A 23232-nucleotide genomic window follows, 5' to 3' on the forward strand; every position below is an offset into this window, starting at 1 on the left:
CTGCCGGTGATGCTTCCAAGCGGGTGTTGCACAAGATCTGCACTCCGATCGCAACCCAGCTAGGCACGGGGATACTACGCGAGGCGAGCTATCTCGGCGAGTGCGGAGCGGGCGGAGGCGGCGTCGTGCACCCGGAAGACCCGGGCTCCCTGGAGCGCGGAAACGGCGAGTGTGGCGATGGTCCCGGCGTGTCGCCGGTCCACCGGCAGCCCGCCGAGCGTCTCGCCGACGAAGTCCTTGTTGGACACCGCGACAAGGACGGGCCAGCGTGTGGCCACCATCTCGTCCAGGCGCCTGCTGACCTCCAGCGAGTGGAAGGTGTTCTTGCCGAAGTCGTGGGCCGGATCGATGAGGATCGCGTCGCGGGCCACACCGGCTGCCACGGCGCGCTCGGCCAGCTCGACGGTGTAGCCGATGACGTCGTCCACCACGTCGGCGTAGGCGATGCGGTGCGGGCGGGTACGCGGCTCCACGCGGCCGGCGTGCGCGCACACCAGGCCGGTGCCGTGGCGGGCGGCCACCTCCGCGAGGCCGGGGTCGACGCCGCCCCAGGTGTCGTTGAGCAGATGGGCTCCGGCGCGGGCCACCACCTCGCCGACCTCGGCGCGCCAGGTGTCGACGCTGATCAGCAGGCTGGGATGGCGTTCGCGGACCGCCTCGACCAGGTCGGCCACGCGGCGGATCTCCTCGGCGGCGTCGACGTCGTCGCCGGGGCCCGCCTTGACGCCGCCGATGTCGACGATGTCGGCGCCTCCGGCCACGGCCTGGTCCACGGCGTCGAGCGCGGCGGAGAAGCCGTAGGTGCGGCCTTTGTCGTAGAAGGAGTCAGGGGGCCCACTCTTACGTTGAGACCTTCTTCCTTTCAGGGTACAAACAAGCAGGTAGAAGGGACAACGCCATGGTCAAGCGGCATGACAAAACCGACTCTCGTCTTACGGTCGACTACTGCCGTATCAGTGATGACCAGTCCGGGGTGGCTACCGGCGTCGCCGCGCAACATGCCGCGAATACTAAGTCCGGGCAAGAAATCGGCCATCCAATCCAGGCCAGCTATCAGGACAGCAGCATCTCTGCCTGGAAGGGCATATCGCGTCCCGAATACGACCGTCTAGTAGCGGATCTAGTAGCGGGGATAATCCGCCTACTCATCATCTGGCATGCCAATCGACTGCATCGCACACTCGAAGAAGCACTCGTATTTATGAAGCTCGCACGCGAAGCGGATGTACTGCTCTACAGCACGAGCAAAGGTTCTTACTACAACCTCCAAACGGCGGCAGGTCGAAACGAGTTCCTCTCCGACACATTGCGGGCGCAGACGGAAAGCGACGACAAGAGCGAACGGCTAATCCTCCGCAGACGCACGCAGGCAGAGGAAGGCGTTTATGGCGGGGGGATCAGGCCATTCGGCTGGGGCCTCGACACCGGACTCGTACAAAGAAGGTGTCTTAACCCGAAAGCCCGCCCTGCCGACCGCGAGTACAGATATAGCCCAATTCTCGACATGACAAAGCACAACCACAAGGAAGCCAAGGAAATCCAAGACTGGGCAAAGAAGATTCTCGCAGGAGTTAGCATCAACGAGATTCTCAGGGACCTGAAGGCGAGAAAGGTCCCGACTGCCGGTCAAGCAGACGGACGCATCATCAAACGCAATGGCTCGCGCCTGCAAATCAAAGGATGGACCGGTCAGGTAATCAAATATATTCTCCTAAACCCTAGAACGGTGGGTCACTCCACATACAGAGGCCAAATCATCCAGCGCGGAATCTACCCTCCAATTTTGAGCGAGGAGGTTCAGGAAGCAGTCAGGACAATCCTCGTAGACCTAACGCGGACACGTCCCAATAAATACCAAAATCACAAAATTAAATGGCTAGGCACTGGGGTCTATGACTGCGGCCAGTGCCACGATGGGACGAAGATGGCAGTCAGCGGAGATCCCTCAGGCAATCCCACCTACAAATGCTCAAAGCGCGGTCATTGTTATCAACCGGCTCCCCTCGTTGACGACTACGTTAGATCCGTGGCAATCAAGCGCATATCCCAACTCGACCTCTCAGCGCTCACGCAAAGAGGCGACACCATAAACACAGACGCGGCAGGACAAGAGCTCGCCATTCTAGAACAAAGGAAGAATCGGGCAGCAATCAACTTCGCCAACGGCGACATAGACGAAGACCAAATGCTAATTATCACCGCGCAAACTACCAACAGAATCAGCGAACTGGAAGCCGCCCTAGACGGAACACGAGATCACGACCTAGCGCCCTTCGCCCACACGGAAAACGTCGCTCGAATATGGGATAAACTCACGCTCGGTCAACAACGCTCAATCGTGGCCATGCTCTTTAAGGTCACCTTGCTTCCAACCGGCAGGGGAAAAGGAAGAAACTTCCGATCAATTAAATCCCGAGTACTCGTCACCAAAAAGTCCGTAAAAGGCATTCGCCCAAAGCCTAGGCAGAACACATAGGGCAATGAAACCATAAAGCGCCCCGTGGTCGGCATCAGCGACCACGGGGCGCTTTGCGTTTGCCCTAGATATCCACTGAAGACAGTATCGTCATCAGCCTACGAACCTCCTCTTTGGTCAGTGGTTGCCACGTGGACACCAGAGCTTCGGCGATAGAATCAAAGTCCTCTTTCCGCTCTTTATCCGCTCCCTTCGTACCTTTCGCTTTCCGGGCAGAGTTCGCCGTCCGGCATCACCTCCTCTCATGATCGCGCCGCTGACTACCGAACGTGATGTGCTGCCGATGTTCCGCGAGCCTGCGACCGTGCCCCAACGTGCAGGCGCGCACGAGCCAGCGGAACGTTCGGAACATCACCCACAGTCATCGCCTTGGCGCGCTGGAGCCCAGCGCCCCCGGCCTACTCGGCGTGCCCTACCTGCGCGTTCTAGCGCCTTGAGGTGGTTGTGAAGGGTGGTACGCCCCATGCCGGTCATTCTCAGAAGATCGGAGATCGAGGCCCCGTCGGCCGGTGCATCGCGCAGGCATAGCTCTAGAGGGCGCTGAGAGCGCCTGTGAGCGCCTCGCGCTTGCTTCTCCCCACTGGATACCGGAGAGCGGTCTACGTCCTTGCTAGGGCCATCTGAGAGCTCTCCGTCCGGGTTGGCCGTCGCTGCTGGCTGAGGAGGAGGCTGAATGGTGCGCATTCCCGCAGAATGTGCACTCGCTGTTTGCTGCACGATTTCATCGGACAGCAAATATGCGCGACCCCGCCGTGGGTAGTCGTGGCCTGGGGCGCTGATAAAGAATTTGCCGGGAGCGTCTAGGCGGTCCGCATGCCACCCCGCCTTGTGCATGCCAGCCCCTAGCGTCAAGTCCGCATCGCGCTTTTCGCGAACGCGAAAGCAGAGGCGGATATCCATCTGCGAGCGCACTGAACTACCCCCCATGGCGCTCTGCGAAGGCCGTTGGGTCGCAAGCACCAGTTGCGTGCCGGGAGCCCGCCCACGACGGGCTATGGAGTCGGTGCCTGCGACCGAGTTTGGCGACTCTTCCGCGAGTTCCGCGAATTCGTCGATTACTACGATCAGCGCAGGTTCCTCGCGGCTAGGAACGGCCAGCCTCTCACCCCGCTTGGCAAGGAGTTCTGCCTTGTGGTCGAGAATGCGCACTGCATCGTTGAGAAGCAATTCAGCTTCCCTGGCATCCGTAGCTATCCGATCGAAGCACGATGCCCAGGGCATTAGTTCCATGCCCCGTTTCAAGTCGATGCCCCACAGAACCACGTCCTCACAGGCACTGAGGTTTCCGATGATCGCGTTGAGCCCGCCGCTCTTTCCAGATCCAGCGATTCCCCCCACAAGCGCATGCCTGCGCAGCAGGGAAACCAGAATCGGTGAACCATCCTCGAATAGACCCAGCTCGATCTGGTCTTTGATGCTGGTAATCGAGGGACCAGGCCACACGAGAGAATTTGCATGAGGGTCATTCTCAATGACTCTCAGATCCATCCTGTTGGCCTTTTCCGCTACTGGCAGGATGCGAACAGCCCCCCGGCGTGTTCCCAGCGCGGATTCGATTTCAGCCGTCTTGGCTATGGCCTGTTCGACCGTATGCCCTCTTGCGAGTTTGATGCGAGCGCGATAGCCCCATGGGTCAACGATCGCGGATTGAACTCGGGATCCAACCATTTCGATCGCTGAACTTATCTCTGGCCACGCGGCCAGAGTTCGCTCAACCCGAACGCGCGCTCTTCGCCTCCTGTGCACCCACCAAGGGATTGCGAGGACTAGTCCCGCAATGAGAAGGAACGCAGGCAGGGGCGGTTTCCCTGGGCCGAGTTTTGCGGCGAATGTGAGCCATACGCCGACTGAGACAGAGATGAGAGCCCCGTAGGCTCGCTCTAGCGCTAGCCGTAGACCCAACCATCTTCCGCCAAGAAGAATGGCTAGAGTGAGGACGGCAGACACCACGGGGACTCGCGTCCACGAATCCGGGTACTGCAAGTGAAGCGCGAGCGCCAATGCCTCGCACGACACCATCACCCAGATTGGCGCGAGTTCCGACCGATACCGCCAGAGGAAATGCACTATCGCTGAGAACGCGATACCTCCGAAATCGATATCGTCATCAACGTACATGACCGGATTGACACCTGCGCGCCGCATGCGGCGCGCAGTGCGCCGCATGCGGTGGCGCGAGTAGCGCCTACGTGTCAACGAGCACCACTCCCGTACGGGTGCCGATATGCACCCTGGGCCGTTAACTCGTCGCGAAGATAGTAAAGCGGATCGGATTCGCCCTCTTGCTCTGCTGCAAGGGCCGCGAAACCTGCTGCGACCAGGTTTTCATAGTTGCGCACGATTCTTCTTTGTGCGCGGCGCATTCGCGCCAACTCGCGAATAGCCTCCTCTAGGTCCTGCGGATTTTCGACTTTGTTTTCCGTGAGATATCACCCTCTTTCGGGTAGAGGGAGCGAGCCCAGCGGACTCGCTCCGTAGGCGATTTGAGACAGCCCGCTACTTCAGGATCGCGGACAGAATCCGTTCGATCTCGGGAGCTGCGGCTGTCTTGGCCAGCAGAAATCCGAAGAGAGCCGCCAGAATGGCGTGCAGTGGATTAAGGCGTCCGTAACGGACTGCCAGCGCCAGGAGTACCCCGACCAGGATGATCAGCGGGATACCTAGAACGATGCTCACTCTTGCCCCCCGTCCCGGATGTGCAGACCGCTAATCCACCGAGTGAATTTGATCATGGTCGAGGCCGGCCTAGCTGGGAGTTTGCGAATTCGATCTTCCTCCTTGATCGTTGCGACCAGGATGGATCCGAGCAGAGCTACGAAGATCGCGCAGACGGCCAGCGCGCCGAGAATGATCTCCATGGCCATCACGCAGAGAAATCGGGGCCGACGAAGAATCTGCGCCTACGCCATCGGGCACGTGCGGAGCATTTCGCGCACCGCCCTGCCCCGTTCTCTGTGAGCGCCTGACACAGGCACGTTCCGCTGTGGGTCGGGGGTTTCGGAATGCGGGTGAGATCCGCCCTCCGTCGCGCCTTCCGGGGGCGGGGGCCGGTGGATGCTGCGGGACTGTCGGGTTGATCGCATGGGGCTAACTCAGGATCGTTCAACAGACCACCTCCTCTACTTATACGACTTATTCGGATAACCTGCTAACTAGGGTGAGTCTACGATGGTTCCCAAGGAGGAATGTGATGAGCGTCACACCGCTGTACGGCAAGATCGCAGACGATCTGCGCCAGATGATCATTTCCGGCGACCTAGCTCCCGGAGATCGCTTGCCCAGCGAACGAGAGATCTGCGAGCGGTACGGAGTCAGTCACGCCGTAGCGCGTCAGGCCATCGCCTACATACGGCAGCAGGGATTGGCGGTTTCTCACCAAGGAAAGGGCAGCTTTGTTAGCGAGCGCCGTGAATACTTCCGCAATATCGGAAGCCGCTATGGGCGCGGCTTCAAGCCGAATCTGAGGGAATCAGAAGAAGGCGGCTGGACAACTCATGTCACAAGTGAGTTTAGCCAGATTCAGGCAACTGATTACATCGCGTCTCGCCTAGACCTATCGCCTGGCGAAATGGTGACGCAGGTAATCTATCGATGGCTCACTGATGGCGAAGTTACAGAAAAGAGCATCCAATGGGAACCACTCAACCTTATCAAAGGAACTCCCATTGAAACTCCGTCTTCTGGCGATATAAACCAGCCGGACGTTCTGACTCGATTCGACAGCATCGGCATTCACGTCGATGAAGTCAAAGAAGAGATTCGCACACGAATGCCTACGCCTGAAGAAATGCAAGAGATGAGAATTCCCGTAGGGGTTCCCGTCTTTGAGATTCAGCGAACACATCTTTCATTTGTTCCAGTAGAGACAGCAATCATCGTGTTGCGCGGCGACAAGTGGGTTCTCCGCAACAATCAGGTTGTGCCTGTTGAAAATGAGTCCGCCTGACAACGTCGGGAGATACCTATGCATGACGTCTTTCTGAGGGTCGTGAGCCAGGCAATCCGCTAACAACTTCACACAAGCTAGGGAGTCATGAACCATGGCTCTCGACTTCACTACGCCCTTTTCCGGAGGACGCTAGCCCGTGCTTACAACGATTCGACAGAAGCGAGGAATAGTTCCGATGGACCGTGAAGCTCAGATTCGTAAGCGCAGCGCGACCGGCTACGGAGATCAACACCCCATTGCTTGGCAATGGCGCTTAACCATTACTCTTCCTGGTCCTCTGCTTTCCGTAGGGAAATCACAGACTCACTCGGGCATTACCGATGACGCCGGAACGCTCTTTTCGGCGGTGTACGGCCTTTTGACTGCCCTTCCACTCGGGACAACGGTTGAGGGCCAAATTGAGGAAGTTCTAGTCACCGCGCGGCCGGAGCCTCGTATTGAGACACGCGCTGTTGTTGCAAGACTTGAATACAACCGAATTGTTTGGACGCTACTAAAACGTTGAACAAAATCCACCACAGACCTGTTACATCGAATCACAGGAGGAGGGGTTTCGGTGGACCAAAGTCCCGCACAAGTAGCAGAGAGATGGGTAGCCAACAACGCGGCCATATTGCCAAGCCGTGAGTGGGTTGCCTGGGTTATCGGCTTTCACTTTGGCTCTATTGAAAGAGCCGAGAGAACATGGCAAGGACAATGGCTGGTAGAAGTCTTCGCCCGACTACCCGCGCACCCAAAAAGAGTCGGCGAGCCGGACGACATAGTCGAAAAAAGTATGCTAGAAGGGGCTGAAACAGCCCGTAGGGCAGACCAGTGGCGCGCCTCGATCCCAATTGGGGAACAAAAGAATCCCTATTCACGCTGAGAGCGAGCAGCCAGGCAGACCGCTAACTTGGTTCCGCACCCTGATGTTTCCACTCCCCCCAATGGGGAGCTTCCCGTATCGCATCAGGCAGCGGTTCCCAAGGAAAGCGAGGCGTGGACGGTTGGGACGGCCCGGCTCACCGTTCACGCCTCGTGACCTGCATCGATGCCAGCTTACGGAAGATTATGCTTGGGATTGATTGGCTCACGAAAACCCAACAATGCCTCTGTCATCCTTGCGGTTCTCACGCCTGCATTGACGTCGTGGACGCGAATCATGCGGGCACCATGCATGATGCAAAAGACATTGGCTGCAATGGTGCCCTCCAAGCGCTTCTCTCGGGGCACATCTAGGGTCTCCCCGATGAAGTCCTTATTGGAAACCGCTACGAATGTCGGATATCCAAGAGCCGTGATTTCACACAGACGCTCCGTAATTTCCAGCGAGTGATATGTGTTCTTATTGAGGTCATGCCCAGGGTCGATGATGATCCGTTCGGCTGGTACCCCGCGTTCAATTGCATGTAGACACTGCTGGGCTAGGAATGTCCGCACGTCGTCCACGACATCCTCATAGGTGGGACCGTGGATGAAATTCCGTGGCCCTCCGATGCTGTGAACAATAACGGCTGTTGCCCCCGCTTCTGCGATTGCCTCAGCCATTCCTTCGCTCCGTAGTCCGTTCGTGTCGTTGATTACGTCGGCACCAGCGCCTAGCACGGCGCGCGCTACTTCTGTCCGGTGTGTATCGACCGAAATAACCAGGTCCGTTTGCGCCTTTGCTGCCTCCACAAGAGGCACGACACGTTCGATTTCTTCGCGAACCGGGATCTCGCTCTGATCATGCCTAAAGGCGAGTCCGCCGATATCGATCCAATCGGCTCCCTCTTCCGACGCCTGCAACACCGCTTCTATTGCGCGATCAAGCTCGTATGTCCGTCCCTGATCGTGGAAGGAATTTGGCGTTCGATTTACGATCGCGACTACGGCCACCTGTCGCCGGAAGTCGAATTCGCGTGAGCCCATCTGCCGGACTGGCACGATGAAGTCCGGAATGAATGCCGGTCCGTGTTGGTCCATGCTCTAGCTACCGTCGCCTTCTAAAGCTAACTACTATCCGGATGAGAACGAAGAAGATGATTGCGCCAACCACAGCTAGTGTCATGGCAAGCGCACCTTCCCCAAAAGTGGTTGCCTTGAGTGCAACCGCGCCAGAGCCTATTAGGAAGGCCAGCAAGGTTACGAAGAGACCAAGGATCTCTACGATCTTTAGAAGCGCGTCAGAGACAACCTTTTGAGCCGCCTCCACCTGTCTATCGAGAGCTTCTGACGCCTCTTCGATTCGTCTTTCTGTGACTTCCAGAACCTCCCTGCCGATGCCCGACGTTAGGGACTTCGCATACCCGCGCATGTCCTGCATCGCTGATACGAACTCGCGCTCTCTCGCGTAATCCTGATGAACTCGATTGTTCCCCGGCTCTAACATGTCTATGGCGTGGTCGATAGCTTCTAGGGCTTCCTCGAAGTTCCCCAGACGGCGATGGGCCGATGCGCGCCGAAAGAATACATTGCTGTCCGACTCTCCCCGACCGAGCATTTGATCGGACAGCGCTAGGAGTTCGTTGGGCTGGTCCGCTATGTGCGAGGCATGCCACATGCCGGAGAGACATACGTGTCGTGAACGCCTGTCCGCGTTAGGCGAAGCAATCGCCTGCTTGTAGATACTCAACCCTTGGGGCAGGCGGAGTCCAAGCGCGCCGAACGCAGCGAAGCTTAGGATCAGCGCATCGCCCTCGAACTCGCTAAGCCAGATCTGCGTTTTGTCATGCAGGGCCTCAAACCGGAAGTCGTACCTTAGACGCTGCCCGATGACGTACGCCTGAATAAGCAGGTAGTGGTGAAGCGTTGCGTTTGCTGGGGCCCCCGTACCTTGAAAGTCGGGTATGCGCTCACCGCTCTCGCGGCTGATCCATGCCAGGTCAGCGACCAGGGACCGAACCTCAGGCAGCTCTAGGGGTGTCTCGGTAGCAATGGTCGCTAGGTCTGCGATCCAGCCAAAGGAGTTATCGCCAATACGCCGCTTGAGGACATTCTTAATCGCCTCATGCCGTTCCTGCTTAGGCATTTGAGCGTACGAACTGACGAATGCCGCGCCGTTGCTCTCGCCGTCCACGAACTCGTTGTCCGTCATGTCCCGATACCCCTCATCAGCGTAGATGTCGATGATCGGGACAACTGAATCACGGACCGTATGGCCTCGCAATGCAGGGCGCGGCGATGGGAGTCCGGGGGAGACACACAGGTCGGTGCGGGCTGACTGTGGGAGCGTATGTGCAGGTCATAGCGCATGGCGGGCGTTCAGTTTCGACCTGCGGATAGAGAGTCGTGACTTGACTATCGGGGGTGCGGTTGACCACCGCCATGATGGCGTGCTCGCCGGGGGCGAAGGTGCGCTCTCCCAGGCGCAGCGTGCCGGCCATCAGAGGTTCCGCCGTGCGCCGACGTGGCGACCGGGACGGGCGCGTCGGCCCGCGAGGCCTGGTCCACCGCCGGCTACGTGCACCGGCAGGCCTTGCGGGGCCGCGTCCGGGTCGTCCAGTCCGGTGCGCAGACCGGCTGTTTCGAACTGGAACCTTGCTCTTCGGGGTTTGACGCCCCGACCCGTCGCGGGTACCGGATGCCCTCCGCCCTGGCCGGGTGGCGGGCCTGCCTCACGGACGTGGGTTGCGAGTGCGTCCGGGAAGGCAGTCGGTAGTCGGGTCATGGACAGGATGTTAGGCGGCGCTTCCCTTCTCCGCCGTCGCCAGGAAGTCCTGGGCGCTCAGCGGCAGTCTCTTGCGGGCGTGCACGACGGCGATGACGCGCCGCACCGCGGGTTCCAATGAACGCACGACCAGACCGGCGCGTGCGGCCATCTCGGCCAGGCCTCGATACCACAGCAGGGATGCCTGTCCCGTTCTGACCGCGTTCAGCCAGCCGTTGCGCTCGTCGGTCTCGAGCACCACCACCGGGGTGACCGCGAACTTGCCGAACATGGCGTCCAGCTCCCTGCGCCGCAACGATCCTCGTGCGGGCAGTGCCAGGCGCATGCCGTGGAGGCGGCCCATGGGGACCGGATCCGGCAGGTCGAGGCCCGGCGGGGAGATCAGCACGATCTCCTGCCGTTCCAGCGGATGGGTGATCAGGTCCGTGGGGACCGGGAGGTCCGTCAGGCCGAGGTCGGCCCTGGCCTCCCTGATGGCCGTGACGACTCCGTCGCGGCCCTCACATCGCACGATCTGCACGCGAACCCCTGGATGCTCGGCGGTGTAGGCGGGCACCAACCGGCCCGCCAGTCCGGCTTCCAGGCTCGGAGTGGCGGCGATCCGCAGCTCCACCTCAGGGGATCCGCCGTGGCTCGCGAGCGCTTCGATCTCGCTTACGGCATCGAGTGCCTCCCTTGCCAGCTTGATGACTCTCCTGCCCTGCGCCGTGACCACGACGCCCCGACCCGAACGCGCGAAAAGCGTCATGCCCAACTCGCGTTCAAGGTCCCGAATCGCCCGCGAAAGCGCAGGTTGCGCGATGTAGAGCGATCTGGCCGCGTCGGTCATTGTGCGGTGCTCCGCAGTTGCGACCACATAGCGGAGCTGCTGCAGATTCATGCCACTGAAGCTAGGACAACAGGCCCCGCCCGGTCCGGCACATAGCGGAGATCACCTCGAATGATTTCGGACCGTAACCGAGTACGCCCACATCCGTGACGGGTGATAAATCAGTATGCTTCTGCCCCAAATTCGGCAAAGGTCCGGTGTTGTCGGCAACGGGGTGAAGGGGGTTCACGGTGACGGGCAACGGGCAGCATCCACCGCCACCCCACGGACAGGGGCAGCCCCAGATTCCACCGTCCCGTCCGTGGCCGCCCCCGGGGTACCGAAAGCCGCAGGAACAGCCGTCGCCGCCCCAGGGGCCGTCCTACCCGCCGCCTCCGCCACAGGGACGCCCGCCGTACCCGCCGCAGGGGCAGCCGCCGTACGGCCGGCCCGCGCCGCCCCCAGGGCAGCCGCCCCAGGGCCCGCCCGCGCCGTCCCAGGGCCGTCCTCCTTACGGACAGCCGCAAGCACAACAGCCCTACCCTCAGCCGCCTTACGGACAGCCGCAAGGGCAGCCCCCGTATGGGCAGCCACCGCAGCGGCCATATCCGCAGCCGCCCCGGCCTCCGCAGGGCGGGTGGCCGCCGCCTCCGCCGCCGGGACAGTACCGGCAGTGGCCGCAGCCGCAGCGCAAGAAGTCCGGCAGCACGGCCGCCGTGCTCGGTGCCGTCTTCGGCGTGGTGGCGGTGATCGGGGTGCTGCTCGTGGTCGGTTCCGCGCTGCTGATGGGCGGCGGGCGGAGCACCGAGACCTCGACGCCGATCGCGGTGCCGACCTACACGCCCCCGACGCGCGGCACCACCAGGGAGCCGATCCGGCCCACCCGGCGCCCGACGCCCACCGAGACGCGCTCGGAAGACACCGAGACCCAGCCCGAGGACACCGAGACGGTCAACCCGCCCGCCCAGGTGAAGCTCGACACGAGCCTCAGGACCAACTCCATGTACCGGGCGGGCGCGCTGCCGCGCACGACCTGCCGGGCCGGCAACACGAGCATCTTCAGCCACAGCCAGCTCAAGGCGCTGATCCTGAAGACGGGCCGGTGCATGGACCAGGCGTGGGGCCCGATCCTGAAGCGCCAGGGCGTCGGCTGGAGCCCGCCGGGCTACGCCATCGCCGCCAAGCGCGGCCGGGGCGCCTGCGGCGACTACCCGTCGCCGGGCAGCATCGTGCCGTACTACTGCCCGCGCAACAACACCATCTACGCCTCCACCTCGGCCATGGCCAAGGGGAACGGCAACTCACTCGGCTACGGCCAGATCGTGCCATGGAACGGGGCGATCATCAGCATGATGGCCCACGAGTACGGCCACCACGTGCAGAACATCAGCGGCGTCATGGACTCCTGGTGGTCCAAGACCCTGGACTCCACCAGCCGCAGCGGGAAGCTGGCACTGAGCAGAAGGCTGGAGCTCCAGGCCACCTGTTTCGGCGGCATGTTCATGAAGGCCGTGGCCCCCAGCTACCCGATCAGCACGGGCAACCGCGCCAAGCTCTTCTGGTTCTACTCCCGGGTCGGCGACCATCCCGGATATCCCCGCGACCACGGCTCTCCGGCCAACAACCACCGCTGGTTCCGCCAGGGCTGGGACCGCAACCAGGCCCTCCAGTGCAACACCTGGATGGCATCTTCGTCCTCGACCTCCTGAGGTCATCCTTCGTTCATCTCAGATTGGCCAGTTGTCTGTGATGTCCCTTTATGGGGGCTAGAATCTGGCAATCTTGTGCAACCGGGGGCAAAGCCATGGGTTTTGCCTGGTAAATGCTTGAAGGAGCCGGTGTGACGAAGGACGAAGAGGTCGGCACCGTGCCCGCGGACAGGAAACGGCGGGCAGCGCGCCGCCCCCGCGGCGCCCGGCCGGCCGGGGAGGGCGCGGCCAAGTCCGCCACCCCCCGCTTCGCCAAGCCATTCACGCTCGCCTCCGTCCTCGGCTGGACGATGCTCTCGGTCCTCGTGCCCGGCGCCGCACACCTGCGCGCCGGGCGCCGCCGTATCGGGCTGACGCTCATCGGCATCTACGCCGTCGTCCTGCTGACCGCGCTGGTCATCGTCCTGCTCAACATGACCCAGCCGGGCATCTTCCTCGGCTGGACGACCGCCATCACGGTCATCGCGGCGGTGGGCGCGCTGGCGTGGTTCGCGCTCATGCTCGCCTCCTACATCGCGCTGGGCCCCAGCAGGCTCGGCCAGCAGGGGCAGATCGTCTCCGGCATCGCCGTCGGCATCCTCGGCGTCGCAGTCATGTCGCCCTTCGCCCTGACCGCCCAGCTCGTGATGAGCGGCCAGGACGCCCTCCAGCAGATCTTCCCCAGCGCGCAGAAGGACCCCGACGTCGCGCCGGTCAAGCAGGAGGACCCCTGGAACGGCCGCGACCGCGTCAACTTCCTGCTGGTCGGCGGCGACGGCGCGGGCAACCGCGACGGCGTGCGCACCGACAGCATGACCGTGGCCAGCGTGCACGTGCAGACCGGCAACACGGTGCTGTTCAGCCTCCCGCGCAACCTGCAGCACGTGCGCTTCCCGGCCGGCACCCCGATGGCCAAGCACTTCCCCAACGGCTTCCAGGCGGAACTGCCCAACGGCGGCCTGCTCAACGAGGTCTGGAAGTTCGCCAACGACAACCCGCAGGTCGCCGGCGGCAAGAACAAGGGCCCCCGCGTCCTCATGGACGCCATCGGCCAGACCCTCGGCGTCAAGATCGACTACTACGCCCTGGTCAACATGTACGGCTTCGCGTACCTCGTCGACGCCATCGGCGGCCTCAAGATCCGCGTCGAGAAGGACATCCGCTGGGGCGGCCTGTACGGCACCGCCGGCACCATCGAGGCCGGCACCCGCGTCCTGACCGGCGAGCAGGCCCTGTGGTACGGCCGCTCCCGCGTGGGCAGCGACGACTTCTCCCGCATGGCCCGCCAGCGCTGCGTCATCGGCGCCTTCGCCCAGCAGGCCACGCCCATGAAGGTGCTGACCAACTTCGAGAAGGTCGCCCGCGCCGCCAAGCGCATGGCCTCCACGAACATCCCGCACGAACTGCTGGAGCACCTGGTCAACCTGGCCGTGAAGGTGAAGGGGGCCAGGATCACCAGCCTGCAGTTCGTGCCGCCGGAGTTCTACTCGGGCCGCCCCGACTGGATCAAGATCCGCAAGGCGTCGGCCAGGGCGCTCACCGACTCGCTGAAGCCGGCCCGCAAGACCCAGGTCGCCAACGCCTCGTCCGCCCCCTCGGCCACCACCACCCCCACCCGGAACGGCGCCGCCTCCGCCCCGACCGAGACCCCGACCCGCAACACCAACAAGTCCGCCAAGAGCCTCTCGGAACTCTGCGGCCTGAGCTGACGCCCGGCCGCACGGCCCCCCGGCAGGCCAGAGGCTAACGCCCGGCCGGACAGTCCCTCAGCGGGCCAGAAGCTAGCGGCCCGCCGGGGAGCCGGCCTCGTCGGGCCAGAGGCCGTTCGTTTCGCGCAGTTCGGCCACCTCCCTGCGCAGCGCGGCGAGCTCGTCCAGGATCAGCCGGGTGGACGTCTCGGCGTGGCTCTCCAGCTCGGCCCGCTCCTCGGCCGACTCCTCCTCCATGGCGCTGACGACCACCGCCATGAACAGGTTCAGCACCACGAACGAGCACAGCAGGATGAAGACCACGAAGAACACCCACGCGCCCGGGTGGACGGCCATGACCTCGCGGGCGATGTCGGGCCACGCCTCGCCGGTCATGGTCTGGAACAGCGTGAACAGCGACGTCTGCAGGTCGCCGAAGTAGCCGGGGGCGGTCGCGCCGTACAGCTTGGTACTCATGACCGCGGCCACGTACAGGACCAGAGCCAGGAGCACGACGATGGAGCTCATCCCGGGCATGGCGCGGAGCAGGGCGGACACGACCCGCCGCAGGCTCGGGACGGCGGAGATGAGGCGCAGCGCGCGCAGGATCCGCAGGGCCCGCAGGACGGACAGGTTGCCGCTGGCGGGGGCCAGGGCGACGCCGACGATGAGGGCGTCGAAGACGTTCCACGGGTCGCGGAAGAACCGGGAACGCTCCACGTAGAGCTTGGCCAGCAGTTCGGCCACGAAGACGTAGAGGGCGGCGTGGTCGATGACGCGCAGGGCGGCGCCGTACTCGGCGACGATCGAGGGGAAGGTCTCGAGGCCGAGCGTGGCCGCGTTGACGAGGATGACGGTGATGATGACGCGCTGGAAGCGCGGATGTTCGATAAAGGCGCGAATGCGGTCACGCACGTGCAGGCTCCCCAAAGGTTGATCAAGACCCGTCCATGATGACGTAACACTTATGGACGGTAGATAAACAGTTGATCAACGCGTCGGAGTCAGACGGAACACCCGTAACTCCCGTCCCGATACCCGGGTGTAGTGGTCGTATACCGGCCACATCGCCAGCAGCTCCGGCCAGGCGGCTGCCCGCGCCTCGCCCTCCAGCAGGGTCGCGAGCACGGGGAAGGTGGCCCCGCGGAAGCTCACGGCGGCCTCGGGGGTCTTGAGCAGATTGCCGGTCCAGGAAGGGTGTTGCGGACGGCCGTAATTGCTGCCGACGACGAGCATGCTTCCGCCCTGCTCGGGAAGGCACGCCAGCGGCGACGAGCGCTGCTCGCCGCTCTTGGCGCCGGTGGTGACCAGCATCAGCACGGGAGTGACCACGTCGCTCGCCAGCCGGCCGCGGGTGAGCCGGTGCACGAGGCGGTCCATGCGCGGCACGACCACGGGCGCGACCTTGGGGAACCACGACGTCGCCGACAGCCACTGGAAGAACGCCTTCACCCGGCCCACGCTAGGACACAAGCAAGCGCTCGGTCAACGCCCTCATGTGGTAGAAAACGCTCCTATGGCTTATCCCCACGGCCCCTCCCCCTACGGCCCGCCGCCGCTGACCCACCCCAACGGGACCACGATCCTCGTGCTGGGCATCCTCAGCCTCGTGATCTGCCTGTTCCTCGGGCCGGTCGCCTGGGCGATGGGCAACAAGGCGCTGCGCGAGATCGACTCCAGCGGCTATTACTACGAGAACCGCGGCAACGTGAACGCCGGCCGCATCTGCGGCATCATCGGCACCTGCCTCATGGGCCTGATCGTCGGCGGGTACATCCTGCTGTTCGGCTTCGCCCTGCTGGCCGGCGCGTTCAGCTCCTGACGGCGTAGCGGCCGATCCCGTTCTCCAGCAGGTCGAAGGCGGCTTCGGCCTGCGTTCTGACGTCGGCCAGGATCTCCTGCCAGCTCTCGCCGGCCCACTTGCGGCGTACCGCGAGCCTGGACAGCAGCCGGGTGACCGACATGATCTGCGCGGCCACCAATCGCGGTGACAGGTCGTCGGGGTCGGCCTCGACGTCCTCGGCCACCGTGCGCGCCAGCCGTACGTCGGTGGCGTATTCCAGCTCCCGCATCCTGGCCATCAGCGACGGGCTGTCGCCGACCAGCTTGCCGAACTCCTCGGCGCCCTCGTTGAGCCCGTAGCGCCAGTCGCCCGTGTCGAGGGCGTCGAGGAAGTCGCGGCGGAAGGCGGCCAGCACGCTCTCGCCCGGCCGGCGCTCGCGCACGACCTTGCTCGGCAGGTCCTCGACCTCGTCCCACCGGTCCATGAACAGGTCTTCCTTCGTGCGGAAGTAGTTGAAGACCGTGTTGACCGAGACGTCGGCGGCCCGCGCGACCTCCGCCACCGTCACGTTGTCGAACCCCCTCATCATGAACAGCCCCATCGCCATGTCCGCGATGCGCAGCCTCGTCTCACGCTTCTTGCGCTCGCGCAGCCCCTCTTCCATGCCTTCAATCCTACCAAGTTTGCAGTGACACCAAAATTTCAGTTACCCTAAAAATATGTTGACCACAAAGGGCCTCGGCAAGACGTTCAAGAGCGGGGTGGAAGCCGTGCGCGGCGTCGACCTGCACGTGGACGAGGGCGAGATCGTCGGCTTCCTCGGTCCCAACGGCGCTGGAAAGACCACCACCATGCGCATGCTCACCACGCTGCTCACCCCCACCTCCGGCAGCGCCACCGTCGCCGGGCACGACCTGCTGACCGACCCGCGCGCCATACGCCGCCGCGTCGGCTACGTCTCCCAGCACGGCGGGCTCAGCCCCGCGAGCCCCGCCGGCGAGGAGCTCGAACTCCACGCCATGCTGTACGGCCTGCCCCGCCCCGCCGCCCGCGCCCGGGTAGCCGAGGTGCTGGCCCGCCTGGAGCTGACCGGCCTGGAGTCGACGCCGGGAGCCGCCCTGTCCGGCGGCCAGCAACGCCGCTTCGACATCGCCTTCGGCCTCGTCCACGACCCGGTCCTGCTCTTCCTCGACGAACCCACCACCGGCCTGGACCCGCAGAGCCGGGCCAACCTGTGGAGCCACGTCCGCGCCCTGCGCGAGGGCGGCACGACCGTCTTCCTGACGACCCACTACCTCGACGAGGCCGACGCCCTGTGCGACCGCATCGTCATCATCGACCACGGCGTGGTGGCCGCCGAAGGCACACCGTCGCAGCTCAAGAGCGGCGGGCGTACCCTCGACCAGGCCTTCCTCGACATCACCGGCCGCTCGCTGCGAGAGGAGGTGCCCGCGTGAGCGCCGCCGCGATCCGCGAGACCTGGCTGGTGTTCCATCACACGACGCGCATCAGCCTGCGCCACAAGGTCGGCCTGCTGGTCGCCGCCGTGCAGCCGCTGTTCTTCCTGGTGCTCTTCGGGCCGATCTTCGCCACGTTCGGCGACTGGGAGACGCTCGTGCCCGGCCTGATCGTCCAGCTCGGCCTGCTCAGCGCGGGCCTGGCCGGGTTCGGCATCGTCTTCGACTGGCGCTCCGGCGTGCTGGAGCGCCAGCGCGTCACTCCGGCCTCGCGGCTGGCCCTGCTGCTGGGCCGGGTGCTCAACAACGCCTTCACGCTGGTGATCCAGACCGTGCTGCTGGTGGCCGCGGCCTACGCGCTCGGCCTGCGGGCGCCGCTCGCCGGGGTGCTGGCCGCGATGGTGCTGGTCGTGGTGCTCGGGGTGAGCCTGGCGGCGCTGTCGTACGCGGCCGCGCTCACGCTCGACGAATACCTGTTCGCCCCGGTGATGACGACCGCGGTGGTGCCGCTGATGCTGCTGTCGGGGGCGTTCCTGCCCATGTCGATGGCGCCGGGCTGGCTGGAGGCGCTCTCGCGCGTCAGCCCGTTCCGGCACGTTCTGGAGGCCATGCGGGAGTTGTTCGCCGGGCACTACTGGAACGCGACGGTCGCCACCGGCCTCGCCGTCGTCGTGGTGTTCACGGCGGTGAGCCTGGTGATCGGGGCCCGGGTCTTCCATCGCGAGAACGCTTAGGCGGGCCATAGGGCTCGATCTTGGGGTCGGAGAAGGGCGGGCCGGTCCTGCGGCCCGCCTCCTCTGTCACCCGCAGGCCGTACAGGCCGAGGTCGGGGTCGATGAGCACCAGCCCGTAGGCGGTGTCGACGTCTTCCTCGGCCAGGCCGAGCCTGCTGATCGCGTCCTCCAGCGTCGCGCCCGGCGGCAGACGTACCGTGATGAGGACCATAGTCCTCAGGCTACGCTCTTGGCTCTGCGCTGCAGAGCCGCGATGATCCCCGCGGTGTCGACGATGCCGTAGCCGTAGTCGTAGTCGAAGCCGACCTCGCTGCGGTCCTCGGCCGTACGGCGCAGCAGGGCCCGCAGCTGCGCGGGCGACAGCCGCGAGGACGGCCAGCGGGTGCGGATCGCGGCCACCAGGCCAGCGGCCACCGGGCAGGCGGCCGAGGTGCCGGAGTCGGGCTCGGTGTCGCCGAAGGCCTTGGAACCGGAGAAGTGGGTGTAGGCGCAGATGTCCGGCTTGCGGGCGGTCAGCCGTCCGGGTCCCTGCGAGGAGTAGCCGACCCGCTCGCCGCCCACGTCGACGCCGCCGATCGACAGCGCCCTCGGGTGCGAGTTGGCGCCGACGATGGGCCGGTCGGGGTAGGCGCAGCGGCCGTCCTTGCAGTCGCGCCCGCAGTTGCCGGCGGCGAACAGCACGTCGGCGCCCGCGCGGTCGAGACTGGCCACGATCAGGTTGAACGGGTGGGCGGCGTTGTCGGAGTAATTTCCCGGGTGGCCGACGGGGAAGTCCCAGGCGGGCGAGAACGACCCCCAGGAGTTGCTGATCACCAGCGACCTGGAGTCGGCGGGCTGCGCGTCGAGGACCGTGCGCAGGTGCGCGAAGGCGGCCACCGCGTCCGACAGCAGCCCGTCGAGCGCTGAGCCGCCCGGCCGGGCCGACAGCAGCACCGGGATGTCGATGAGGCTGGCCTGCGGCGCGCCGATGAGCGTGTCGAAGGCGCACATCGTGCCGTGATCGACCTCGAACTCCCCCGGCCGTCCGGTGACTCCGGCGGGGTTCCAGCTGCGCTCGGCGTCGAGGGTGACGCCACGACCGAGGTGCCTGGCCACGTGCGCGGCGTTGATGCCGGTGTCGAGCACGGCCAGCGCCACCCCGGAGCCGTCGAGCCCCTCGGCGGCCAGCCCGGCGGCGTTGATCAGCCGTTCGACGTCGTGCCAGTCGCCGACCGGTGGGTCTCCGCCGCAGGTCAGGCTGGACTCGATCACCGGGTCGGCGAAGACGCCGACCACGTCGGGGCGGATCGTGGGCAGCATGGTGACGCGGGTGGCCAGTTCGTCGTCGGAGATCGTGCCGCGCACGAGCACCGAGGCGTCCTCGGCGGCCAGGGAGAAGTCGAGCGGCTGGTTGAGCGAGAGGGGGTCGCCGCCGGCCAGCGGGACGGGCCGTGGCACGGCGACGGGAACGAAGGCGGAGTCGAGCTCGACTCCGGGCAGGCCGTCGGCGACGTCTGCCGTGGTGGCCGTCTGGCCGGGGTCGGCTACCGCCGCGACCAGATCGGGGGAAGGGCGGAGCTGAATCAGAACCCGCATGGGGACACCACCGAACGTTGGAGGGAACGAACCACCCAACATTCCTTCATCCATCGCGGTGCGTCCAGCGCATTGTCACAGGTTTGACCTGCTGAAATGCCTCATAACTCGCTAACAGGACGACATTTGTTCTGGGGCGTCAGCCTTCCCCGGTTTCGGTCCGTCAACTACGGTGAGTCGTCATGACCACCCAGGTGCAGGCCGCCCCTCAGGAGTCCTCTTCCGAGCATTGGCTGGCCGTGCGTCCGCGCCTCATACTCGCCAGCGCGTTCATGCTTTTCCTCGAACTCGCGCTGATCCGGTGGACAGGCTCGAATATCGTCCATTTGAGTTATTTCACGAACTTTGTCCTGCTTGGTTCTTTCCTCGGCATCGGACTGGGATTCCTCCGGGTCGGGCGGACCAAGCGGCAGCCGTACTATTCGCCGGTCGTGCTCGCGGTGCTGGTCAGCGTGGTGCTGGCGTTCCCGGTGACCGTCAACCGCGACACCGAGGGCGTCCTGTACTGGACGAGCCTGTCCATGGAAGGGCCGCCGGCCTGGGTCACGCTGCCCATCGTGTTCGTGGCCGCCGCGCTGGCGCTCATGGGACCGGCCGAGCTGGTCGGGCGCTGCTTCCCCGAACTGCCCCGGCTGGAGGCCTACCGCTACGACCTGATCGGCAGCCTCACCGGCATCGGCGTCTTCACCGGGCTGTCGTTCCTGTCGGCGCCGCCCGTGGTCTGGGGGACGATCGCGGCCGTCTGCTTCCTGCTGCTGCTGACGCCCAAGCCGTGGGTGCCGTACTGGGGGCTGGTGGCGTTGCCCGCCATGCTCGTTGCCGGGCTGCTGGCCGCCGAGAGCGTCACCGCCGGGGCGCTGTGGTCGCCGTACTACAAGGTGACCTACAAGCGGATGCCGTACGAGATGCCGGTCTATGACATCTCGGTCAACGGCATCCCGCACCAGCAGGCCATGCCGGCCGAGACCCGGCTGCAGATCGAGCGGCAGTACGCGCTGCCGTACGAGCGGGCCGCCGCGCCGCCGCGCGAGGTCCTCATCGTGGGCGCGGGCAGCGGCACCGACGTGGCCATCGCGCTGTCGAAGGGGGCCACGTCCGTCGACGCGGTCGAGATCGACCCCAAGCTGCGCCAGCTCGGCGGCGAGCTGCATCCGGACAAGCCCTACTCCGATCCACGCGTGACCACGCACATCACCGACGGACGGGCCTTCCTGGAACAGACCGACCGCAAGTTCGACCTGATCCTGTTCGCGCTGCCCGACTCGCTCACGCTGGTGCCCGGGGCCAGCTCGCTGCGGCTGGAGAGCTACCTGTTCACCGAGGAGGCGATCAAGGCCGCCCGTGAACGGCTCAAACCGGGCGGGGCCTTCTCCATGTACAACTACTACCGCGAGAGCTGGCTGGTGGACCGGCTGGCCTCCACCGTGCAGAGCGCCTTCGGCCACAAACCCTGCGTGGACGTGGTCAGCACCGCCGGGCACCAGGCCGTCATCACCTCGGGCGTCACGCCGCAGGCCCAGCGCTGCGCCGCCGAATGGGCCGGCGCCGCCGCCGGTACACCCGCTCCGGCGCCCGACGACCGGCCCTTCCTGTATCTGAAGGACCGGACGATCCCGGCGATCTATCTGATCACGCTGGGTCTCATCCTCCTCGTCAGCCTGCTGGCCGTGCGGGTGGTGGCGGGGCCGTACCGGAGAATGCGCCCCTACGCGGACCTGTTCCTGCTCGGCGTGGGGTTCCTGCTCCTGGAGACCAAGAGCGTGACGGGCTTCGCGCTGCTGTTCGGCACGACGTGGGTGGTCAACGCGGTCGTCTTCGCCGGGGTGCTGGTCGCCGTGCTCGCCGCCGTCGAGGTGACCCGCCGCTTCCGCACCCCACCGCTCAAGGTGATGTACGGCGTGCTGCTCGCCGGCCTCGTCCTGGCCTGGCTGGTGCCGAACGCGTGGCTGCTGTCGTTGCCCACGCCGCTGCGGGCGGTGGCGGCGGTGACGGTGGCCTTCCTGCCGATCTTCGCGGCGAACGTGGTGTTCGCCAAGCGGTTCGCCGACTCCGCCGACGCCACGACGTCCTTCGGCGCCAACCTGCTGGGCGCGATGGTCGGCGGCTGCATGGAGTACCTGGCGCTGGTGATCGGCTACCAGAGCCTGCTCATCGTGGCCGGACTGATCTACCTGGGCGCCTTCGCCCTGCTGCCACGCAAGAACGCCGCCCTCGTGTAAGGGCTCAGGCCGGGGACGGGGCTGTGGCGGGCGGTCGGTAGGCGACCCGCCACAGCGCGGCCACGAGCAGGACCGCGACGACCGCCCAGGCGGGCAGCGGTCCGCCCAGCAGCCCCAGCAGCACGGGGACCGCGGTGGCCGGCAGCGCCCACGCCCAGAGCCACAGCCGCCGCGCCCCGGTGGCGACGCCGATCACGGCGGAGGCGGCGAAGTACACGGCGAGGCCGGCGCACAGCACCCACCGGATCCCGGGGTGCAGGTGCGCGGCGGGGTGGGCCACGGCGGCGCCGAGCCCGGCCGCGGCCGCGACGAGCCCGGCGGTCATGACGAAGTGGGCGGGCAGCGCGACGAACGCCGGCAGTCCCCTCTCGCTCGCCTCGGGCACGGCGGTCACGCCGTACTGCAGCGTCACCCACCACAGGCACACGACCAGCGCGAACGCGCCCGCGGCGGCGAGCTTCAGCGGGGCGCCCCAGTTCTGGCCGCTCGCGTCCACGACGATCTGCATGACCGCCTCACCGAGCACGATGATCACGAACAGGCCGAGCCGCTCGCCGAGGTGCGCGGAGTGCAGGACGGCTTCGTAGGGCGCCGGTATCTCGCGCGAAGGGCGGCGTCCGGCGACGCCGCGCCGCAGGGCGCGTTCCTTGAGCCGGCCGGCCTGCGCCTTCAGCGCCTGCACGAGCTGTTCGGGGTGGCGGGCGTGCTGGAGGGTGAAGATCAGGTCGAGCAGGATGCCGAGCGCCCACAGCCAGTACGTGACGGGGGCGACGGCCCAGAAGGACATGATCCAGGGGGCCAGCCCGGCGCCGAACTGGGCGGCGGGCCACGAGGTCAGGACCGCGCCCGAGCTCTGGATCGAGCGGGAGCCGCTGAGCCGGCAGACGACGTAGGCGGCGGCGAACCAGTTGTCGTGGTTGCCGCCGCCGGGCACGGCGTGCGCCACGTCGGGCGCGGCGGCGGCCATCACCGCGATGCCGAACATGCCGATCAGCATCGCGCGGGTGCGGGTCTTGTCCGCGCGGACGTTGGCGTAGATCGTGAAGGAGGTCCAGATGCTCCAGATCGCGTAGTAGAGCATCACGAACAGCGCGACGTCCGCCCAGGTCGGATGGAGCAGGCGGTGGGCCAGCTGGGCCACCGCCACGACGACGACCAGGTCGAAGAAGAGCTCGAGCCAGCTCGCGTGGCGGTCCGCCGTTTCAGTCGCGCCTACGTCAGTCACGC

General features: G+C 65.2%; 20 protein-coding genes and 1 pseudogene. 9 read left to right on the plus strand and 12 right to left on the minus strand.

From position 1 onward, the window contains the following. Positions 1–74: 74 nt before the first annotated feature. Positions 75–830: pseudogene (folP, locus tag HNR40_RS21460) on the minus strand (dihydropteroate synthase); the annotation flags it as partial. A gap of 68 nt (positions 831–898) precedes the next feature. On the opposite strand from folP (HNR40_RS21460), the gene HNR40_RS21465 reads away from it, so the two are divergent. Further along, a complete protein-coding gene (locus HNR40_RS21465; protein WP_184963930.1) occupies positions 899–2476 on the plus strand; it encodes a recombinase family protein in 1578 nt (525 codons plus the stop codon). 2496 nt (positions 2477–4972) lie between these two features. On the opposite strand, the gene HNR40_RS21470 is transcribed toward HNR40_RS21465, so the two are convergent. After that, positions 4973–5152: a hypothetical protein gene (locus tag HNR40_RS21470; RefSeq protein WP_184964271.1), complete on the minus strand. Its 180-nt coding sequence runs from the start codon at positions 5150–5152 to the stop codon at positions 4973–4975. Continuing rightward, positions 5149–5334, minus strand: coding sequence for a hypothetical protein (locus tag HNR40_RS21475; protein WP_184963932.1), 186 nt, complete (start codon positions 5332–5334; stop codon positions 5149–5151). Before HNR40_RS21475 ends, HNR40_RS21470 begins: the two co-directional genes overlap by 4 nt. 332 nt (positions 5335–5666) lie before the next feature. Between HNR40_RS21475 and HNR40_RS21480 the strand changes: the two genes are divergently transcribed. Then, the gene (locus tag HNR40_RS21480) at positions 5667–6422 is read left to right on the plus strand and encodes a GntR family transcriptional regulator (protein ID WP_184963934.1); all 756 of its coding nucleotides are present in this window, start codon (positions 5667–5669) and stop codon (positions 6420–6422) included. A gap of 178 nt (positions 6423–6600) precedes the next feature. Continuing rightward, a complete protein-coding gene (locus tag HNR40_RS21485) occupies positions 6601–6930 on the plus strand; it encodes a hypothetical protein (RefSeq protein ID WP_184963936.1) in 330 nt (109 codons plus the stop codon). 533 nt (positions 6931–7463) lie between these two features. Here the strand turns inward: HNR40_RS21485 and folP (HNR40_RS21490) are convergent. The 3 genes from folP (HNR40_RS21490) to HNR40_RS21500 all read right to left on the minus strand — a co-directional run bounded on the left by folP (HNR40_RS21490) (position 7464) and on the right by HNR40_RS21500 (position 10933). Further along, complete coding sequence (folP, locus tag HNR40_RS21490; protein ID WP_184963938.1) at positions 7464–8369, minus strand: dihydropteroate synthase; 906 nt, start codon at positions 8367–8369, stop codon at positions 7464–7466. 7 nt (positions 8370–8376) lie between these two features. Further along, the gene (locus HNR40_RS21495; protein WP_184963940.1) at positions 8377–9480 is read right to left on the minus strand and encodes a tetratricopeptide repeat protein; all 1104 of its coding nucleotides are present in this window, start codon (positions 9478–9480) and stop codon (positions 8377–8379) included. Between the two features lie 583 nt (positions 9481–10063). Beyond that, the gene (locus HNR40_RS21500) at positions 10064–10933 is read right to left on the minus strand and encodes a LysR family transcriptional regulator (RefSeq protein WP_184963942.1); all 870 of its coding nucleotides are present in this window, start codon (positions 10931–10933) and stop codon (positions 10064–10066) included. Between the two features lie 644 nt (positions 10934–11577). Between HNR40_RS21500 and HNR40_RS21505 the strand changes: the two genes are divergently transcribed. Both HNR40_RS21505 and HNR40_RS57280 read left to right on the plus strand, forming a co-directional pair. Next, positions 11578–12570: a neutral zinc metallopeptidase gene (locus tag HNR40_RS21505; protein ID WP_184963944.1), complete on the plus strand. Its 993-nt coding sequence runs from the start codon at positions 11578–11580 to the stop codon at positions 12568–12570. 131 nt (positions 12571–12701) lie between these two features. After that, complete coding sequence (locus HNR40_RS57280; RefSeq protein ID WP_312896459.1) at positions 12702–14258, plus strand: LCP family protein; 1557 nt, start codon at positions 12702–12704, stop codon at positions 14256–14258. A 72-nt stretch (positions 14259–14330) separates the two neighbouring features. Here the strand turns inward: HNR40_RS57280 and HNR40_RS21515 are convergent, their stop codons facing one another. Both HNR40_RS21515 and HNR40_RS21520 read right to left on the minus strand, forming a co-directional pair. Continuing rightward, the gene (locus HNR40_RS21515) at positions 14331–15152 is read right to left on the minus strand and encodes an ion transporter (protein WP_184963948.1); all 822 of its coding nucleotides are present in this window, start codon (positions 15150–15152) and stop codon (positions 14331–14333) included. A 75-nt stretch (positions 15153–15227) separates the two neighbouring features. Then, positions 15228–15689, minus strand: coding sequence for a nitroreductase family deazaflavin-dependent oxidoreductase (locus tag HNR40_RS21520; protein WP_312896460.1), 462 nt, complete (start codon positions 15687–15689; stop codon positions 15228–15230). Between the two features lie 64 nt (positions 15690–15753). Between HNR40_RS21520 and HNR40_RS21525 the strand changes: the two genes are divergently transcribed. Further along, positions 15754–16059 carry a DUF4190 domain-containing protein gene (locus tag HNR40_RS21525; RefSeq protein ID WP_184963950.1) on the plus strand — a complete coding sequence of 102 codons (306 nt, stop codon included), beginning with the start codon at positions 15754–15756 and terminating at the stop codon, positions 16057–16059. Here the strand turns inward: HNR40_RS21525 and HNR40_RS21530 are convergent. After that, complete coding sequence (locus HNR40_RS21530; RefSeq protein WP_184963953.1) at positions 16049–16684, minus strand: TetR/AcrR family transcriptional regulator; 636 nt, start codon at positions 16682–16684, stop codon at positions 16049–16051. The genes HNR40_RS21525 and HNR40_RS21530 overlap by 11 nt on opposite strands. A gap of 55 nt (positions 16685–16739) precedes the next feature. Here HNR40_RS21530 and HNR40_RS21535 point away from each other — a divergent pair, with 55 nt between their 5' ends. Both HNR40_RS21535 and HNR40_RS21540 read left to right on the plus strand, forming a co-directional pair. Further along, positions 16740–17477: an ABC transporter ATP-binding protein gene (locus tag HNR40_RS21535; protein WP_184963955.1), complete on the plus strand. Its 738-nt coding sequence runs from the start codon at positions 16740–16742 to the stop codon at positions 17475–17477. Beyond that, complete coding sequence (locus HNR40_RS21540; protein WP_184963956.1) at positions 17474–18211, plus strand: ABC transporter permease; 738 nt, start codon at positions 17474–17476, stop codon at positions 18209–18211. Before HNR40_RS21535 ends, HNR40_RS21540 begins: the two co-directional genes overlap by 4 nt. Here HNR40_RS21540 and HNR40_RS21545 read toward each other — a convergent pair. After that, entirely contained in the window at positions 18156–18422 is a 267-nt protein-coding gene (locus tag HNR40_RS21545) for a hypothetical protein (protein WP_184963958.1), read from the minus strand. The genes HNR40_RS21540 and HNR40_RS21545 overlap by 56 nt on opposite strands. 5 nt (positions 18423–18427) lie before the next feature. After that, a complete protein-coding gene (locus tag HNR40_RS21550; protein WP_184963960.1) occupies positions 18428–19786 on the minus strand; it encodes a S8 family serine peptidase in 1359 nt (452 codons plus the stop codon). A gap of 182 nt (positions 19787–19968) precedes the next feature. Here HNR40_RS21550 and HNR40_RS21555 point away from each other — a divergent pair, with 182 nt between their 5' ends. Further along, entirely contained in the window at positions 19969–22005 is a 2037-nt protein-coding gene (locus tag HNR40_RS21555; RefSeq protein WP_184963962.1) for a spermidine synthase, read from the plus strand. A gap of 4 nt (positions 22006–22009) precedes the next feature. Here the strand turns inward: HNR40_RS21555 and HNR40_RS21560 are convergent, their stop codons facing one another. After that, a complete protein-coding gene (locus tag HNR40_RS21560) occupies positions 22010–23230 on the minus strand; it encodes a low temperature requirement protein A (protein WP_184963964.1) in 1221 nt (406 codons plus the stop codon). Positions 23231–23232 lie beyond the last annotated feature (2 nt).

This window comes from Nonomuraea endophytica, assembly GCF_014203235.1.
In the GTDB taxonomy this organism is placed as follows: domain Bacteria; phylum Actinomycetota; class Actinomycetes; order Streptosporangiales; family Streptosporangiaceae; genus Nonomuraea; species Nonomuraea endophytica.

Bases quoted from the DNA above. Each gene is read 5' to 3' on its own strand.
- HNR40_RS21550 (WP_184963960.1), bottom strand. From the start codon at position 19,786: ATGCGGGTTCTGATTCAGCTCCGCCCTTCCCCCGATCTGGTCGCGGCG.
- HNR40_RS21535 (WP_184963955.1), top strand. From the start codon at position 16,740: ATGTTGACCACAAAGGGCCTCGGCAAGACGTTCAAGAGCGGGGTGGAA.
- HNR40_RS21555 (WP_184963962.1), top strand. From the start codon at position 19,969: ATGACCACCCAGGTGCAGGCCGCCCCTCAGGAGTCCTCTTCCGAGCAT.
- HNR40_RS21525 (WP_184963950.1), top strand. From the start codon at position 15,754: ATGGCTTATCCCCACGGCCCCTCCCCCTACGGCCCGCCGCCGCTGACC.
- HNR40_RS21545 (WP_184963958.1), bottom strand. From the start codon at position 18,422: ATGGTCCTCATCACGGTACGTCTGCCGCCGGGCGCGACGCTGGAGGAC.
- HNR40_RS21530 (WP_184963953.1), bottom strand. From the start codon at position 16,684: ATGGAAGAGGGGCTGCGCGAGCGCAAGAAGCGTGAGACGAGGCTGCGC.
- HNR40_RS21465 (WP_184963930.1), top strand. From the start codon at position 899: ATGGTCAAGCGGCATGACAAAACCGACTCTCGTCTTACGGTCGACTAC.
- HNR40_RS21480 (WP_184963934.1), top strand. From the start codon at position 5,667: ATGAGCGTCACACCGCTGTACGGCAAGATCGCAGACGATCTGCGCCAG.
- HNR40_RS21485 (WP_184963936.1), top strand. From the start codon at position 6,601: ATGGACCGTGAAGCTCAGATTCGTAAGCGCAGCGCGACCGGCTACGGA.
- folP (WP_184963938.1), bottom strand. From the start codon at position 8,369: ATGGACCAACACGGACCGGCATTCATTCCGGACTTCATCGTGCCAGTC.
- HNR40_RS21475 (WP_184963932.1), bottom strand. From the start codon at position 5,334: ATGGAGATCATTCTCGGCGCGCTGGCCGTCTGCGCGATCTTCGTAGCT.
- HNR40_RS21500 (WP_184963942.1), bottom strand. From the start codon at position 10,933: ATGAATCTGCAGCAGCTCCGCTATGTGGTCGCAACTGCGGAGCACCGC.
- HNR40_RS21495 (WP_184963940.1), bottom strand. From the start codon at position 9,480: ATGACGGACAACGAGTTCGTGGACGGCGAGAGCAACGGCGCGGCATTC.